Source organism: Streptomyces sp. NPDC002676 (assembly GCF_053592455.1).
Genome location: NZ_JBSFVT010000001.1, coordinates 1,073,917 through 1,088,377, shown reverse-complemented (window position 1 = coordinate 1,088,377; position 14,461 = coordinate 1,073,917). Strand labels below are relative to the sequence as shown.

The following is a 14,461-nucleotide window of genomic DNA, read 5'->3' as shown; positions in this document are numbered from 1 at the left end:
CTTCTGCGTCGATGCTTCTGGAATGGATCGGTGGCCGTCTGCGGCCCGCCGACTTACTTGATCAGGTAGATCGTGGCGAAGAGGCCGATCCAGACCACGTCGACGAAGTGCCAGTAGTAGGACACGACGATGGCGGCGGTCGCCTGCTCGTGCGTGAACCTCTTGGCCATGTAGGTGCGGCCGAGGACCAGCAGGAAGGCGATCAGACCGCCCGTCACGTGCAGGCCGTGGAAGCCGGTGGTCAGGTAGAACACCGAGCCGTACGGGTCGGAGGACAGGGAGATCCCGTCCTTCTTCACCAGCTCCGTGTACTCGTAGATCTGACCGCCGACGAAGATGGCACCCATGACGAAGGTGAGGATGAACCAGCCACGGAGCTTCTTCACGTCACCGCGCTCGGCCGCGAACACGCCGAGCTGGCAGGTGAGGGAGGAGAGCACCAGGATCGTGGTGTTCGTCGCGGAGAAGGGCACGTTGAGCGCGTGCGCCATCTCCTTCCAGTGATCCGGTCCGGTCACCGATCGGAGGGTGAAGTACATCGCGAAGAGGGCCGCGAAGAACATCAGCTCGGAACTCAGCCAGATGATGGTTCCGACGCTGGTGAGGTTCGGCCTGTTGACCGACGGGTGCGCGTGCCCGGTTTCTACTGTCGTTGCTGTCGCCACGACCGACATTATGTCGGTCGCTTATCTCGCGCTCACTCCGGGGGGTGCCGTTCGGAGTGTTGCTGCCGTCCGAACCGGTGTTGACGTGGTGTTCATGGGAGTAACATCCGCCCCAAACGGCCCTGTCCGTACGACGCTGACGTCTCGGAGGAACAATGCAGCCGACCGCCACTGTGCTGGTCTACAGCGACGACTCCAACACCCGCGAACAGGTACGGCTGGCCACCGGGCGCAGGCCCGCACCGGACGTGCCCCAGGTCGAGTTCGTGGAGTGCGCGACTCCGGGCGCCGTCGTCAGGGAGCTGGAGAAGGGCGGCATCGACGTCTGCGTCCTGGACGGCGAGGCCGTGCCCATGGGGGGCATGGGGGTGTGCCGGCAGATCAAGGACGAGGTGTTCAACTGCCCGCCGGTGCTTCTGCTCATCGGCCGGCCGCAGGATGCCTGGCTCGCCACGTGGAGCCGGGCCGACGCGGCGGTCACCCTGCCGGTGGATCCGGTCGAGTTCGCCTCTGCGCTGGCTTCCCTGCTGCGTCAGCAGCGGTTGCTGAGCGCCTGACAGCTCGGGGCGCGGGGGTTCGTTCCTCGCGCCCCTCAGCCTGCTACAGCGCTGCCGGCTGGAGGCGCAGCGCGTCCGTCGAGGCCGAGCCGTCCGGTTGGCCGTTGACGAGGGCCGAGCCGGAGCGCCACTTCTTCCAGTCGACGTTCCAGTCGCCGAAGCCGTTGCCGAAGGGCTCCATGGGGTCGCCGTTGGAGTTGACGACCTTGACGATGTCACCCTCATGGATGGTGTTGAAGAACCATCTGGCGTTCTCGGTGCTCATGCCCGTGCAGCCGTGGCTGACGTTCGCGTAGCCCTGGGCGCCGGTGGACCAGGGGGCGGCGTGCACGAACTCGCCGGACCAGGTGACCCGGCTGGCGTAGTAGACCGGCAGGTCGTAGGAGTCGGAGCTGCCCTCCGCAATGCCGATCGTGGTGCTGCGCATGCGTACGAAGTACTGCTTGGCCAGGACCACCTTGACGCCGTTGCGGGTCTCGAAGCCGGGCTTGCCGGTGGTGACGGGGAGCTGCCTGATCGCCTCGTCGTCCTTGTAGACCGTCATCTTGTGCGCCGAGGCGTCCGTGACGGCCACGATCTTGTCGCCCGTGGTGAGCTTCAGCGGCTTGGAGGCGCCGCCCCACAGCCGGTCGCTGATTTTGATGCCGTCCAGGTTGCTGTGCACCTGGATGGTCGCGTGGGTGGGCCAGTACTCCTGGGGCCGGTAGTGGAGTTCCTTGTCGCTCACCCAGTACCAGGAGCCCTCCACGGCCGGCGTCGAGTCCACCCTCAGGGCGCGTTCCACGACGGCCCGCTGCGCCTTGCCCTTGATTTCCTGGTCCAGTTGGGCGGTGATGGGCTGTCCGACGCCGTACTGGCCCGCGTCCGGCCCGAACGTGACGTTCAGGCGCTTCTTGGCGGTCGGCATGCTGGTGTCGAAGCTGAGGACCTCACGGCCGGGGGCACCATCGTCGTCCTCCGTGCTCACCCGGACCGTGTAATGGGCGTTGGCGGCCAGCGGGGAGGTGCTGTGCCACTGGCTGCCGTCGGCGGAGAGTTCGCCCGCCACATAGCGCCCTGTGGCGTCCTGGGCGGTGACGTCCGTGATACGGCCGTCACCGTCGGAGGTGATCTCCAGGGGCTTGTCCGGGTCGGCCCGCTTCCCCGCACCGGTGGGGCCGTTGAACGAGATCTGGCCCGCTGCGTCGTACGGCTTGGCCGACAGGGGATTGCCGTCCGAACCGCAGGCGGTGACGCCCGCGCCGAGGGCGGTCACCAGCAGGGTGCAGCTGACGACGGTGCGGGTCCGCGGAGAGTGGTTCATATGATCACGCTATGAGCCGCTGACATTATGAGCGCGTCATGTAACCCGAACGAGGGACGGGCGCTGCGGCAAAGGGCTGGCGACGGCAGAGGCTGGAAGCGGCAAGAGCCCGGAAACGGCAAGAGCCCGGACGCTCCCTCAGGAGAGTCCGGGCTCTTGGTGCGCTCGGCGCGTGTCACCCGCTGCCGGATGTGCTACTGGGTGCGGTTCTCACCGTGGTAGTACTCGAACACCCAGCCGAACAGGCCCATCACGATGAACGGGGCGGAGAAGTAGATCAGCCACCAGCCGACCGCGACGCTGAGGAAGGCGATCGCACCGCCGAAGCCCAGCATGAGCGGCTGCCAGCTGTGCGGGCTGAAGAAGCCCAGCTCGCCCGCGTCGTCCGCGACGTCGGCCTCCTTGTCGTCCTGTGCACCCGCGTCGACCCGCCGGGCCGTGAAGCCCAGGTAGAAGCCGATCATGATGGACAGGCCGAAGGCCAGGAAGAGCGCAGTGGTACCGGCCGGCTCCTTCGACCACACGCCGTACACGACGGCCATGATCAGGATGAAGGCGCTCAGCCACATGAACATCCGGCCCTGGATCTTCACTTGCCGGCCTCCTTGCCGCCCGTAAGTGCGTCACCGGCGAAGGCCTGCTGCTCAAGCACAGCCAGCTGCGGGTGGTGCAGGTCGAACGCCGGGGATTCGCTGCGGATCCGCGGCAGGGTGAGGAAGTTGTGCCGCGGCGGCGGGCAAGAGGTCGCCCACTCCAGCGAGCGGCCGTAGCCCCACGGGTCGTCCACGCCGACCGGCTTGCCGTACTTGGCCGTCTTCCACACGTTGTAGAGGAACGGCAGGATCGACATGCCGAGCACGAACGAGCTGATCGAGGAGACCGTGTTCAGGGCGGTGAAGCCGTCGGCCGCCAGGTAGTCGGCGTAACGACGCGGCATGCCCTCGGCACCCAGCCAGTGCTGGACCAGGAAGGTGCCGTGGAAACCGAAGAACAGCGTCCAGAACGTGATCTTGCCGAGGCGCTCGTCGAGCATCTTGCCGGTCATCTTCGGCCACCAGAAGTGGAAGCCGGAGAACATCGCGAACACGACCGTACCGAACACCACGTAGTGGAAGTGGGCCACCACGAAGTACGAGTCGGAGACGTGGAAGTCCATCGGCGGCGAGGCCAGGATGACACCGGTCAGACCACCGAAGGTGAAGGTGATGAGGAAGCCCATCGCCCACAGCATCGGCGTCTCGAAGGACAGCGAGCCCTTCCACATGGTGCCGATCCAGTTGAAGATCTTCACACCGGTCGGGACCGCGATCAGGAACGTCATGAAGGAGAAGAACGGCAGCAGCACGCCACCGGTGACGTACATGTGGTGCGCCCACACGGTCACCGACAGACCCGCGATCGCGATGGTGGCCGCGATCAGGTTCATGTAACCGAAGATCGGGCGGCGGCTGAAGACCGGGATGACTTCACTGATGATGCCGAAGAACGGCAGGGCGATGATGTACACCTCTGGATGGCCGAAGAACCAGAAGAGGTGTTGCCACAGCAGTGAGCCGCCGTTGGCCGGGTCGAACACATGGGCACCGAACTTGCGGTCCGCCTCCAGGGCGAACAGCGCGGCGGCCAGCACCGGGAAGGCGAGCAGGACCAGCACACCGGTCAGCAGCACGTTCCAGGTGAAGATCGGCATGCGGAACATGGTCATGCCCGGCGCGCGCATGCAGATGATCGTGGTGATGAAGTTGACCGAGCCGAGGATCGTGCCGAAGCCGGAGAAGGCCAGACCCATGATCCACATGTCGGAGCCGATACCCGGGCTGCGGACCGCGTCCGACAGCGGGGAGTAGGCGAACCAGCCGAAGTCGGCCGCACCCTGCGGGGTGACGAAGCCGCCCACCGCGATCGTCGAGCCGAACAGGTAGAGCCAGTAGGCGAACATGTTCAGCCGCGGGAACGCCACGTCCGGCGCACCGATCTGAAGCGGCATGATCCAGTTCGCGAAGCCGGCGAACAGCGGCGTCGCGAACATCAGCAGCATCACGGTGCCGTGCATCGTGAACGCCTGGTTGAACTGCTCGTTCGACATGATCTGCAGGCCCGGCCGGGCCAGCTCGGCGCGCATGAGGAGCGCCATCACGCCGCCGATCAGGAAGAACGCGAACGACGTGACGAGGTACAGCGTTCCGATCGTCTTGTGGTCGGTGGTCGTCAGCCACTTCACCACGACGTTGCCGGGCTGCTTGCGCCTGACCGGCAGCTCGTTCTCGTACGAGGCCTCAGCTGCCGCGGCACCCTGGGGTTCGTTGAGGATGCTCACAGGTTGTTCGTCTCCCGGTTCTTCTCGTGGCTCGTCTGCGCGATGCCGGCGGGAATGTAACCGGTCTGCCCCTTCTTGGCGAGGTCCTTGAGGTGCTGCTCGTACCGCTTCGGGGAGACGACCTTCACGTTGAACAGCATCCGGGAGTGGTCGACACCGCAGAGCTCCGCGCACTTGCCGAGGAAGGTGCCCTCACGGTTGGGGGTCACCTGGAAGGCGTTGGTGTGGCCCGGGATGACGTCCTGCTTCATCAGGAACGGCACCACCCAGAAGGAGTGGATGACGTCACGCGAGGTGAGGATGAAGCGGACGGTCTTGCCCTTGGGGAGCCACAGGGTCGGACCGGGGTTGCCGGTCTGCGGGTTCCGCGTGCCCGGCGTGCCGACGTCGTAGACGCCACCGGCGTTCGCCGGGAACTCCTTCAGGAACCGGTCCGGAATGGCGGCCAGGTTCTTGTCGGTCTTGGCGTCACCCGTGGAACCGGGGACGTTCTCGACGTAGTTGAAGCCCCAGCTCCACTGGAAGCCGACCACGTTGACCGTGACGTCGGGCTTCTTGTCGGTGAGGCTGAGGAGCTTCGATTCGTCCCGGGCCGTGAAGTAGAAGAGCACCGAGATGATGATGATCGGGACCACTGTGTAGAGGGCCTCGATCGGCATGTTGTACCGGGTCTGCCGGGGGACCTCGACCTTGGTACGGCTGCGCCGGTGGAAGATGACGCTCCACAGGATCAGGCCCCACACCAGCACGCCGGTGGCGAGCGCGGCAGCCCAGGAGCCCTGCCACAGGGAGAGGATCCGCGGAGCCTCTTCCGTGGTCGGGGTGGGCATGCCAAGGCGGGGGAAGTCCTTGTATGTGCAACCGGTTGCGGTCGCCAGGACCAGGCCCGCGGTCAGTGCCTGCAGCAGCTTCCGCCGCATCGGGCGCCGCGGCGAGCGGTCGGAGCCGTTGGGACTCACGTAGCGCCTTCCCGAGAGTCTCGCCCGCGCGGTTGGCTGCGGCCTGCCTTCTCGCTGGTCGGTCGCCGCCCTGCGTCGGGCAGGGGTTTGGATGTTTATGCGGACCAAACCCTAGCCGACGCTCTCCGGGGGTTCGCGGGGAGGGGGGCATACGCGCCGCGTCTCACTCCGTAGGAGTGGGAATGGGCGCCTAATAGCTCGGGTTGTCGCAGTTTGCGCTGCGGGTGCGGGTGGGTTGTGGCTGGTCGCGCCCACGCGGCGGAGCCGCATGTCGGACACGGCCCCGCGCCCCTTGGGGAGTTGCAGGGCGGGCACGTTCTACCGTTGTTGTGTGTCCTACTTCGACGCTGCCTCCGCCGCTCCCCTTCACCCTGTCGCCCGTCAGGCGCTGTTGGCCTCTCTGGATGACGGGTGGGCCGATCCCGCTCGGCTGTACCGGGAGGGACGCAAGGCGCGGATGCTGCTGGATGCGGCTCGTGAGGCGGCTGCTGAGGCTGTGGGGTGCCGGGCGGACGAGGTGGTGTTCACCTCCTCCGGGACCCGGGCCGTGCACACGGGGATCGCGGGGGCGTTGGCGGGGCGGCGGCGGGTCGGGCGTCACCTGATCGTGTCAGCCGTCGAGCACTCCTCCGTACTCCATTGCGCCGAAACGCACGAGGCGGCCGGCGGCACGGTCACCCGAGTGGGCGTCAACCGGGCGGGAGCGGTGGATCCCTCGGCCTACGCCGCCGAGCTCCGGCAGGACACCGCGCTGGCCTGTCTGCAGTCGGCCAACCACGAGGTGGGCACCGTGCAGCCGGTGGCCGAGGTGGCCGAGGCGTGCCGGGCGGCCGGGGTGCCGCTGCTGGTGGACGCGGCGCAGTCGCTGGGGTGGGGGCCGGTCGAGGGTGACTGGTCGTTGCTCACGGGCAGTGCGCACAAGTGGGGCGGGCCGTCCGGGGTCGGGCTGCTCGTCGTACGCAAGGGCGTGCGGTTCGCGGCCCAAGGGCCGGTGGACGAACGGGAGTCGGGGCGGGCCCCCGGGTTCGAGAACCTTCCGGCCATCGTGGCCGCCGTGGCGTCGCTGCGGGCGGTGCGCGCCGAGGCGGCCCAGGAGGCGGTACGGCTGCGGGAGCTGACGGCGCGGATCCGGGCGCGGGTGCCGGAGCTGGTGGCGGACGTGGAGGTCGTGGGCGACCCCGAGCGCCGGCTGCCCGGGATCGTCACCTTCTCCTGTCTCTATGTCGACGGAGAGGCGCTGCTGCACGAGCTGGACCGGGAGGGCTTCTCCGTCTCGTCCGGCTCGTCCTGCACGAGCAGCACGCTGACGCCCAGCCATGTGCTGAAGGCGATGGGGGTGCTGAGCGAGGGCAATGTCCGGGTGTCGCTGCCGGCCGGGGTGGCCGGGGAGGACGTGGAGCGGTTCCTGGAGGTGCTGCCGGGGACGGTGGCAGGGGTCCGGGAGAAGCTGGGGGCACCGGCTCCCGCGACGCAGGTGCGGGCGCGGGAGCTGGTCGTCGACTCGCTCGGCAAGCGCTGCCCGATCCCGGTCATCGAGCTGGCCAAGGTGATCGGGGACGTGCCGGTGGGCGGCACGGTCCGGGTCCTCTCCGACGACGAGGCGGCCCGCCTGGACATCCCGGCGTGGTGCGAGATGCGGGGGCAGGAGTACGTCGGAGAGGAACCGGCGCAACGGGGTACGGCGTACGTGGTACGCCGGGTGAGCTGACTCAGCCGAGGTGCGCCCGGACCTCCCGGGCCGCGTCGTCCCCGTACGCCTTCGTGAACCGGTCCATGAAGTGCGCCCGGCGCAGCTGGTACTCCTGCGTGCCCACGGTCTCGATGACGAGCGTCGCCAGCATGCAGCCGACCTGCGCGGCGCGCTCCAGCGAGACGCCCCACGCCAGGCCCGAGAGGAACCCCGCGCGGAAGGCGTCGCCGACGCCCGTGGGGTCGGCCTTGCGCTCCTCGTCCGGGCAGCCGACCTCGATCGGGTCCTCGCCGACCCGCTCGATGCGCACGCCCCGCGCGCCGAGGGTGGTGACGCGGTGGCCGACCTTGGCGAGGATCTCGCCGTCGCTCAGGCCGGTCTTGGTCTCGATGAGGCCCTTCTCGTACTCGTTGGAGAAGAGGTAGGTCGCGCCCTCCAGCAGTATCCGGATCTCCTCGCCCTCCATGCGGGCGATCTGCTGGGAGAAGTCCGCGGCGAAGGAGATGTTCCGGGAGCGGCACTCCTCCGTGTGGCGGAGCATCGCCTCGGGGTCGTCGGCGCCGATGAGGACCAGGTCGAGACCGCCCACGCGGTCGGCGACGGTCTTCAGCTCGATCTGCCGGGCCTCGCTCATGGCGCCGGTGTAGAAGGAGCCGATCTGGTTGTGGTCGGAGTCGGTGGTGCACACGAAGCGGGCGGTGTGCAGGGTCTCCGAGATGCGGACCGACTCGGTGTCCACGCCATGCCGGTCGAGCCAGGCGCGGTACTCGTCGAAGTCGAAGCCGGCGGCGCCGACCAGGATCGGCCGCGTGCCGAGCTGGCCCATGCCGAAGGCGATGTTCGCGCCTACGCCGCCCCGGCGCACGTCCAGATTGTCGACCAGGAACGAGAGCGAGACCGTGTGCAGCTGGTCCGCGACGAACTGGTCGGCGAAGCGGCCGGGGAAGGTCATCAGGTGGTCGGTTGCGATGGAGCCGGTGACTGCGATGCGCACGGCGGACATTCTCCTGCGGGGAGGCGGGATTGACAGTTCACGCTACCCGCTCGGCGCGGGCTGCTGAAGCCGACAAAACTACCCGATAGTAGATCTTTCTTCGCGCACCCCGGCGTGTCTACGGTTCCGTCATGACGAACCTCAAGGTCGACTCCACCGCTCCGGCCGGCTTCGCCGGCGACCTCGCCGGCGACTTCGAGGGCGATCTCGCCTCGCTGCGCTGCGACTGTGCCCGGATGGCTCCGCACTGGAGGGTGCCCGAGCACGCCCAGGCCCGGCCGGTGCCTCCGTCGCTGATCCATGGCGTGTCCGTGCCGGCGCGCTCCGCCCGGCTGCTGGACGCCATGTCGGACTACGGCGACTGACGCGGGAGCGCGTCCGCCGGGAACCGTGCGCTCCCCTGCCGCGTCCCATCGCCGTCCCCCGTGACGGGGAGGCGGGACACGACCAGCGAGGAGCGAAGCTGTGAACACCGAGCGACCCGAGAATGACGATGCTGCCGGGGCGGCCAAGAGCGCGGCCCCGGCGGACGGCGACCCGGGCGAGGACGCGGGTCGGCGGTCCCGGCGCCACTCCGCCCTGGTCGTCGTCTCCGTCGCGGCGGCCGTACTGCTGATCGGTGGCAGCGGCGCGTACCTCGCCGCGAGGGGTGGCGGGCACGGCCGTACGAACCGCTCGGCGCCGGGGGACGGCGGCACTCCCCCGCCGCTCACCCTGGACGGCTGGGTGCCCGGGGCGCCGTACGGCGTGAAGTACGTGGCCTCGGGTGAGCTGCCGACCGGTCCGGGTTCGGCGGCCGTCTACGCGCCCGCCGGTGAAGTCGGCAAGGACGCGGTGGCCCGGCTGGCCAGGGCGCTCGGCGTCGAGGGGGCTCCGGTGGCCGAGGGCGGGCACTGGCGGGTCGGACACCCCGGGGACGGGCCGAGCCTCCAGGTGAACCGGGACGCACCCGGGAGCTGGACGTTCAGCCGGTACGCCCCCGGCACCGACGACTGCCGCAAGATCACCGTCTGCACGCACGACCCGGCCAACCCGGCCGGCCGCACCGTGAGCGTGGCGGCGGCGAAGAAGTCCGCGGTGCCCGTGCTGAAGGCGCTGGGGCAGGACGACGCGAAGATCGACGCGAGCCAGGTCATGGGCGCCCAGCGCGTGGTCGACGCCGATCCGGTGGTGGAGGGGCTCCCCACGTACGGCTGGACGACCGGGCTGATGGTGGACCGGCAGGGCGAGGTGGTCGGCGGCCACGGTCTGCTGAAGGCGCCGGTGAAGGGGGACACGTACCCGGTCCTGGGCGCGAAGAAGACGCTCGAGCTGATGAACGCGGCCCCGAAGGGCGACCACCGGATGGGCATCGGCGGCTGCGCCGCCCCCGTGCCGCTGAAGGACCGGCTGGAGAAGCCGTGCGGCGCGTCCAAGGCGGGTACGGCCTCCACGGTCACGGTCGGCAGGGCGGTGTTCGGGCTGGCCGCGCACTCGGTCCACGGGCGGCAGACGCTGGTGCCGTCCTGGCTGTTCGACGTACGGGGGTCACAGTCCGGGGCGCTGGACGCCTCCACGGTGACGTATCCGGCCGTGGACCCGAAGTACCTGGCGACGCCGAAGTCCAGGCCCGTACCCGGGCCGACATCGGACCCGAAGCACCGGAAGGTGCGGCGGGACGTGAGGGCGGACAGCTACCGCGCCGTCGGCCGGGAGCTGAGCGTGAACTTCTCGGGCGGGGTGTGCGCCGACTACAAGGCCTCGGTGAAGGAGAGCGACGGCAAGGTGACCGTCCGGGTCGTCGAGACCTCCCGGACGAACACGATCTGCGCAGCGGTCGCCGTGCTCTACGGGCAGACCCTGCGGCTGCACGCACCGCTCGACGGGCGGCAGGTGGTCGGTACGGACGGCAAGCCGGTCCCGAAGGCGGACCCGAGGTCGCCGCGACCGCACGCCCCGCGGGCGGCGCGCTAGCGGCCGATCCATACGCGAGAGGCGGCGGCCCCCTTCACAGGGACCGCCGCCTCTTGCGTCAGGCCTTGGCCGACTCAGCTCTTGGCCGACTCAGCTGAAGGAGTCGCCGCAGGCGCAGGAGCCGGTCGCGTTCGGGTTGTCGATCGTGAAGCCCTGCTTCTCGATGGTGTCCACGAAGTCGACGGTGGCGCCGCCCAGGTACGGAGCGCTCATGCGGTCGGTGACGACCTTGACCCCGCCGAAGTCCTTCTCCACGTCGCCGTCGAGCGAGCGCTCGTCGAAGAAGAGCTGGTAGCGCAGGCCGGAGCAGCCGCCGGGCTGAACGGCGACGCGCAGCGCGAGGTCGTCACGGCCTTCCTGGTCGAGCAGGGCCTTGACCTTGGCCGCGGCGGCGTCGGTCAGGATGATGCCGTCGGTGACGGTGCTGGTCTCGTCCGATACGGACATCTACATCTCTCCCGGGTTGTACGGAGACTGCTTGCCGACGAGTGCAACCGGCACTTCCGCGGATTCATTCCGGGCCGGGGCCATCGCGTGGGCGCGTTCTTGCTTCTTTCTTCATGCTCGCACATGCCGGACCAGGGGCACAGTGACCCCAGGGGCGCCATCGACGGAAGGGCGGCGGGATTCATGTCACATCGACGCTATGGCCGTCGTCAAACTGACGTGAAGCAGATATGATAGATAGCGTCAGTTAGACGAAAAGTAGAAAGGGTGCGTGTCGTGACGACCACCGCCCAGAGCCAGGACCTCGACGTTCAGCCGACTCCCCTCGCCCTGCTGCTGCTCGGCCGCGAGGCCGACCCGAAGAGCGAGCGGGGCGTCGAGTGTCCCGGCGACCTGCCCTCGCCGTCCGACCCGGACCTGGTCGCGCGCGCCCGTGCCGCCAAGGAAAAGCTCGGCGACAAGGTCTTCGTGCTCGGCCACCACTACCAGCGCGACGAGGTCATCCAGTTCGCCGATGTCACGGGCGACTCCTTCAAGCTGGCCCGGGACGCGGCGGCGCGCCCGGAGGCCGAGTACATCGTCTTCTGCGGTGTGCACTTCATGGCCGAGTCGGCGGACATCCTGACGTCCGACGACCAGAAGGTCGTGCTGCCCGACCTCGCCGCCGGCTGCTCGATGGCCGACATGGCGACGGCCGAGCAGGTCGCGGAGTGCTGGGACGTGCTCACCGAGGCGGGCGTCGCCGACCAGGTGGTCCCGGTCTCGTACATGAACTCCTCCGCCGACATCAAGGCGTTCACCGGCAAGCACGGCGGCACCATCTGCACCTCGTCCAACGCCAAGCGCGCCCTGGACTGGGCCTTCGAGCAGGGCGAGAAGGTCCTGTTCCTGCCCGACCAGCACCTGGGCCGCAACACCGCCGTCCGTGACATGGGGATGTCCCTGGACGACTGCGTGGTCTACAACCCGCACAAGCCGAACGGCGGGCTGACCGCCGAGGAGCTGCGGGCCGCGAAGATGATCCTGTGGCGCGGGCACTGCTCGGTCCACGGCCGCTTCAGCCTGGACTCGGTCAACGACGTGCGCGAGCGCATCCCCGGCGTGAACGTCCTCGTCCACCCCGAGTGCAAGCACGAGGTCGTGGCCGCGGCGGACTACGTCGGCTCGACCGAGTACATCATCAAGGCCCTGGAGGCCGCCCCGGCCGGCTCGAAGTGGGCCATCGGCACGGAGCTGAACCTGGTCCGCCGCCTGGCGAACCGTTTCGCGCCCGAGGGCAAGGAGATCGTCTTCCTCGACAAGACGGTCTGCTTCTGCTCCACCATGAACCGCATCGACCTCCCCCACCTGGTCTGGGCCCTGGAGTCCCTGGCCGAGGGCAAGCTCGTCAACCGCATCGAGGTCGACAAGGAGACCGAGGCGTTCGCGAAGCTCGCGCTGGAGCGGATGCTGGCGCTGCCGTAGCCTGCGGCGCCTTCGACGAAAGAGGCCCGGTCCGCATCCACCCGCGGACCGGGCCTTTCGTGCCGACGGCCGCGCTCAGTCCACCCGCGGGCGCACCAGCCCCGACTCGTACGCGATCACGACCAGCTGCGCCCGGTCCCGCGCGCCCAGCTTGCCCATGGCCCGGTTGACGTGCGTCTTCACCGTCAGCGGGCTGACCTCCAGGCGCTCGGCGATCTCGTCGTTGGAGTGACCGCCGGCGACCTGGACGAGGACCTCGCGCTCGCGGCCGGTCAGCGCCTCCAGCCGCGCCGAGCGGGCGGTGTCGTGGCCGTCGCCGTCGTCGCCCCGGGCGAGGAAGCGGGCGATCAGGCCCTTGGTGGCGACCGGGGAGAGCAGGGCCTCGCCCGCCGCGGCGACCCGGATGGCGCTGAGCAGCTCCTCCGGTTCACTGCCCTTGCCGAGAAAACCGGAGGCGCCCGCGCGCAGCGCCTCGACGACGTAGTCGTCGACCTCGAAGGTGGTCAGGATGACCACGCGGACCTGGCCCAGGGACGGGTCGGCGCTGATCAGGCGGGTGGCGGCTAAGCCGTCGGTGCCGGGCATCCGGATGTCCATGAGGACGACGTCCGCGCCCTGCTCCTTGGCCAGGCGGACCGCCTCGGCGCCGTCGCAGGCCTCCCCGACCACCTCCATGTCCGGCTCGGAGTCGACGAGCACCCGGAACGCGCTGCGCAGCAGTGCCTGATCGTCGGCGAGCAGGACACGGATCGTCATGCGGGCTCCCCCTGGGCCGTCGTACGGGTCGTGACCGGCAGGATCGCATGGACGCGGAAACCGCCGCCGAACCGGGGCCCCGTGGTCAGGGTGCCGCCGAGGGCCGCGACCCGCTCCCGCATGCCGAGCAGCCCGTGCCCGCCGCCGGCCTCCGGTTCACCGCCCGCGCCCGAGCCGTCGTCCAGGACCGTGACCTCGATGTCCGGTCCGACGCGTACGACGCTGACCTCGGCCTTCGCCTCCGGGCCCGCGTGCTTGCGCACATTGGTCAGGGCCTCCTGGATGATCCGGTAGGCGGCCAGGTCGGCGGCGGCCGGGAGTACGGTGCCCTGGTCGGCGCGGGCCACCTCGACGGGCAGGCCCGCGCTGCGGAAGGTGCCGACGAGTTCCTCCAGACGGGCGAGGCCCGGGGCGGGTTCGGTGGGGGCCGCGGGGTCGCCGGACTGGCGGAGCAGGCCGACGGTGGCCCGCAGTTCGTTCAGCGCGGAGCGGCTGGCCTCGCGGACGTGCGCGAGGGCCTCCTTGGCCTGGTCGGGCCGCTTGTCCATGACGTGGGCGGCGACCCCGGCCTGCACGTTGACCAGGGCGATGTGGTGGGCGACGACGTCGTGCAGATCACGGGCGATGCGCAGCCGCTCCTCGGCGACCCGGCGGCGCGCCTCCTCCTCGCGGGTGCGCTCGGCGCGTTCGGCGCGCTCCCGCATGGCCTGGACGACCGCGCGGCGGCTGCGCACGGCGTCCCCGGCGGTGGCGCCGATGCCGGTCCAGGCGAGCACGCCGAGGTTCTCCTGGGCGTACCAGGGCAGCGGACCGCCGAGCATGGCGGCGGCGGTCAGCACGGTCATGGTGAGCAGCCCGACCCAGAAGGTGGTGGTGCGGTCGGTGGCCGAGGCGACCGTGTACAGGGCGATGACGGCCGACATCGCGACCGGGGCGCGTGGATCGCCGGTGACGCACTCGACCAAGGAGACGGTGCCGGTGACGGCGAGGACGGCCATGCAGGCACGGCGGCGCAGGACGAGCGCCGCGGCGCCGACGGCCATCAGCAGGATGCTGAGCGGGGCCGGGGTGCGCATGACCCAGGTGGCACCGTTCTCGCCCCGGGGATCCACGAAGGACCCGGCGACCATGCACACCAGGACGCCCGCGGCGACGGCCGCGTCCAGCGCGAGCGGGTGGGCCTTCAGACCGCACCGGGCGCGTTCGAGAGTGCTCACGCAGGGAACAGTACGGGGCGGCGGCGGTTGCCGGAATCGGCCGAGCCGGACCTCACCGGCCGCCGGCCGTGGAGCGCTGTTCGCGGGCGGGGCGGCTGATCCCGGGCTGACCCGCACCACCCGGTCCACCCGGGCCGAG

The 14,461-nt window shown here is 69.7% G+C and carries 14 protein-coding genes; 5 read left to right on the top strand and 9 right to left on the bottom strand.

Annotation, left to right across the window (positions count from 1 at the left end):
• Positions 1–53: 53 nt before the first annotated feature.
• Positions 54–674 (bottom strand): aa3-type cytochrome oxidase subunit III, encoded by a 621-nt coding sequence (ctaE, locus tag ACWD3E_RS05170; RefSeq protein WP_451351671.1) that lies wholly within the window; start codon positions 672–674, stop codon positions 54–56.
• Between the two features lie 146 nt (positions 675–820).
• Between ctaE and ACWD3E_RS05165 the strand changes: the two genes are divergently transcribed.
• Positions 821–1,222 carry a hypothetical protein gene (locus ACWD3E_RS05165; protein WP_451386151.1) on the top strand — a complete coding sequence of 134 codons (402 nt, stop codon included), beginning with the start codon at positions 821–823 and terminating at the stop codon, positions 1,220–1,222.
• Between the two features lie 43 nt (positions 1,223–1,265).
• Here the strand turns inward: ACWD3E_RS05165 and ACWD3E_RS05160 are convergent, their stop codons facing one another.
• The 4 genes from ACWD3E_RS05160 to ctaC all read right to left on the bottom strand — a co-directional run bounded on the left by ACWD3E_RS05160 (position 1,266) and on the right by ctaC (position 5,801).
• Positions 1,266–2,525 (bottom strand): Ig-like domain-containing protein, encoded by a 1,260-nt coding sequence (locus ACWD3E_RS05160; RefSeq protein ID WP_451386150.1) that lies wholly within the window; start codon positions 2,523–2,525, stop codon positions 1,266–1,268.
• A 194-nt stretch (positions 2,526–2,719) separates the two neighbouring features.
• Positions 2,720–3,118 (bottom strand): cytochrome c oxidase subunit 4, encoded by a 399-nt coding sequence (locus tag ACWD3E_RS05155; RefSeq protein ID WP_451386149.1) that lies wholly within the window; start codon positions 3,116–3,118, stop codon positions 2,720–2,722.
• A complete protein-coding gene (ctaD, locus tag ACWD3E_RS05150; protein WP_451386148.1) occupies positions 3,115–4,842 on the bottom strand; it encodes an aa3-type cytochrome oxidase subunit I in 1,728 nt (575 codons plus the stop codon). Before ctaD ends, ACWD3E_RS05155 begins: the two co-directional genes overlap by 4 nt.
• Entirely contained in the window at positions 4,839–5,801 is a 963-nt protein-coding gene (ctaC, locus tag ACWD3E_RS05145; RefSeq protein ID WP_451386147.1) for an aa3-type cytochrome oxidase subunit II, read from the bottom strand. The genes ctaD and ctaC overlap by 4 nt, the downstream gene beginning before the upstream one ends.
• 331 nt (positions 5,802–6,132) lie before the next feature.
• Between ctaC and ACWD3E_RS05140 the strand changes: the two genes are divergently transcribed.
• Positions 6,133–7,509, top strand: coding sequence for an aminotransferase class V-fold PLP-dependent enzyme (locus tag ACWD3E_RS05140; RefSeq protein ID WP_451386146.1), 1,377 nt, complete (start codon positions 6,133–6,135; stop codon positions 7,507–7,509).
• Between the two features lies 1 nt (position 7,510).
• Here the strand turns inward: ACWD3E_RS05140 and ACWD3E_RS05135 are convergent, their stop codons facing one another.
• Positions 7,511–8,485, bottom strand: a complete 975-nt coding sequence (locus tag ACWD3E_RS05135) for a carbohydrate kinase family protein (protein ID WP_451386145.1) — start codon at positions 8,483–8,485, stop codon at positions 7,511–7,513.
• 131 nt (positions 8,486–8,616) lie between these two features.
• On the opposite strand from ACWD3E_RS05135, the gene ACWD3E_RS05130 reads away from it, so the two are divergent.
• Positions 8,617–8,850 carry a hypothetical protein gene (locus ACWD3E_RS05130; RefSeq protein ID WP_451386144.1) on the top strand — a complete coding sequence of 78 codons (234 nt, stop codon included), beginning with the start codon at positions 8,617–8,619 and terminating at the stop codon, positions 8,848–8,850.
• A 100-nt stretch (positions 8,851–8,950) separates the two neighbouring features.
• Positions 8,951–10,438 carry a hypothetical protein gene (locus tag ACWD3E_RS05125; protein WP_451386143.1) on the top strand — a complete coding sequence of 496 codons (1,488 nt, stop codon included), beginning with the start codon at positions 8,951–8,953 and terminating at the stop codon, positions 10,436–10,438.
• A gap of 90 nt (positions 10,439–10,528) precedes the next feature.
• On the opposite strand, the gene ACWD3E_RS05120 is transcribed toward ACWD3E_RS05125, so the two are convergent.
• A complete protein-coding gene (locus tag ACWD3E_RS05120; protein ID WP_076089244.1) occupies positions 10,529–10,885 on the bottom strand; it encodes an iron-sulfur cluster assembly accessory protein in 357 nt (118 codons plus the stop codon).
• 267 nt (positions 10,886–11,152) lie between these two features.
• Here ACWD3E_RS05120 and nadA point away from each other — a divergent pair, with 267 nt between their 5' ends.
• Positions 11,153–12,349: a quinolinate synthase NadA gene (gene nadA, locus ACWD3E_RS05115; RefSeq protein ID WP_451386142.1), complete on the top strand. Its 1,197-nt coding sequence runs from the start codon at positions 11,153–11,155 to the stop codon at positions 12,347–12,349.
• A gap of 75 nt (positions 12,350–12,424) precedes the next feature.
• Here nadA and ACWD3E_RS05110 read toward each other — a convergent pair whose 3' ends face one another.
• Entirely contained in the window at positions 12,425–13,105 is a 681-nt protein-coding gene (locus ACWD3E_RS05110; RefSeq protein ID WP_451386141.1) for a response regulator, read from the bottom strand.
• A complete protein-coding gene (locus tag ACWD3E_RS05105) occupies positions 13,102–14,322 on the bottom strand; it encodes a sensor histidine kinase (RefSeq protein WP_451386140.1) in 1,221 nt (406 codons plus the stop codon). Before ACWD3E_RS05105 ends, ACWD3E_RS05110 begins: the two co-directional genes overlap by 4 nt.
• Positions 14,323–14,461 lie beyond the last annotated feature (139 nt).

Excerpts from the sequence above, each read along its gene's own strand:
- ACWD3E_RS05130 (WP_451386144.1), top strand. The coding sequence starts at position 8,617 with ATGACGAACCTCAAGGTCGACTCCACCGCTCCGGCCGGCTTCGCCGGC.
- ACWD3E_RS05165 (WP_451386151.1), top strand. The coding sequence starts at position 821 with ATGCAGCCGACCGCCACTGTGCTGGTCTACAGCGACGACTCCAACACC.
- ACWD3E_RS05120 (WP_076089244.1), bottom strand. The coding sequence starts at position 10,885 with ATGTCCGTATCGGACGAGACCAGCACCGTCACCGACGGCATCATCCTG.
- ACWD3E_RS05160 (WP_451386150.1), bottom strand. The coding sequence starts at position 2,525 with ATGAACCACTCTCCGCGGACCCGCACCGTCGTCAGCTGCACCCTGCTG.
- ACWD3E_RS05110 (WP_451386141.1), bottom strand. The coding sequence starts at position 13,105 with ATGACGATCCGTGTCCTGCTCGCCGACGATCAGGCACTGCTGCGCAGC.
- ctaE (WP_451351671.1), bottom strand. The coding sequence starts at position 674 with ATGTCGGTCGTGGCGACAGCAACGACAGTAGAAACCGGGCACGCGCAC.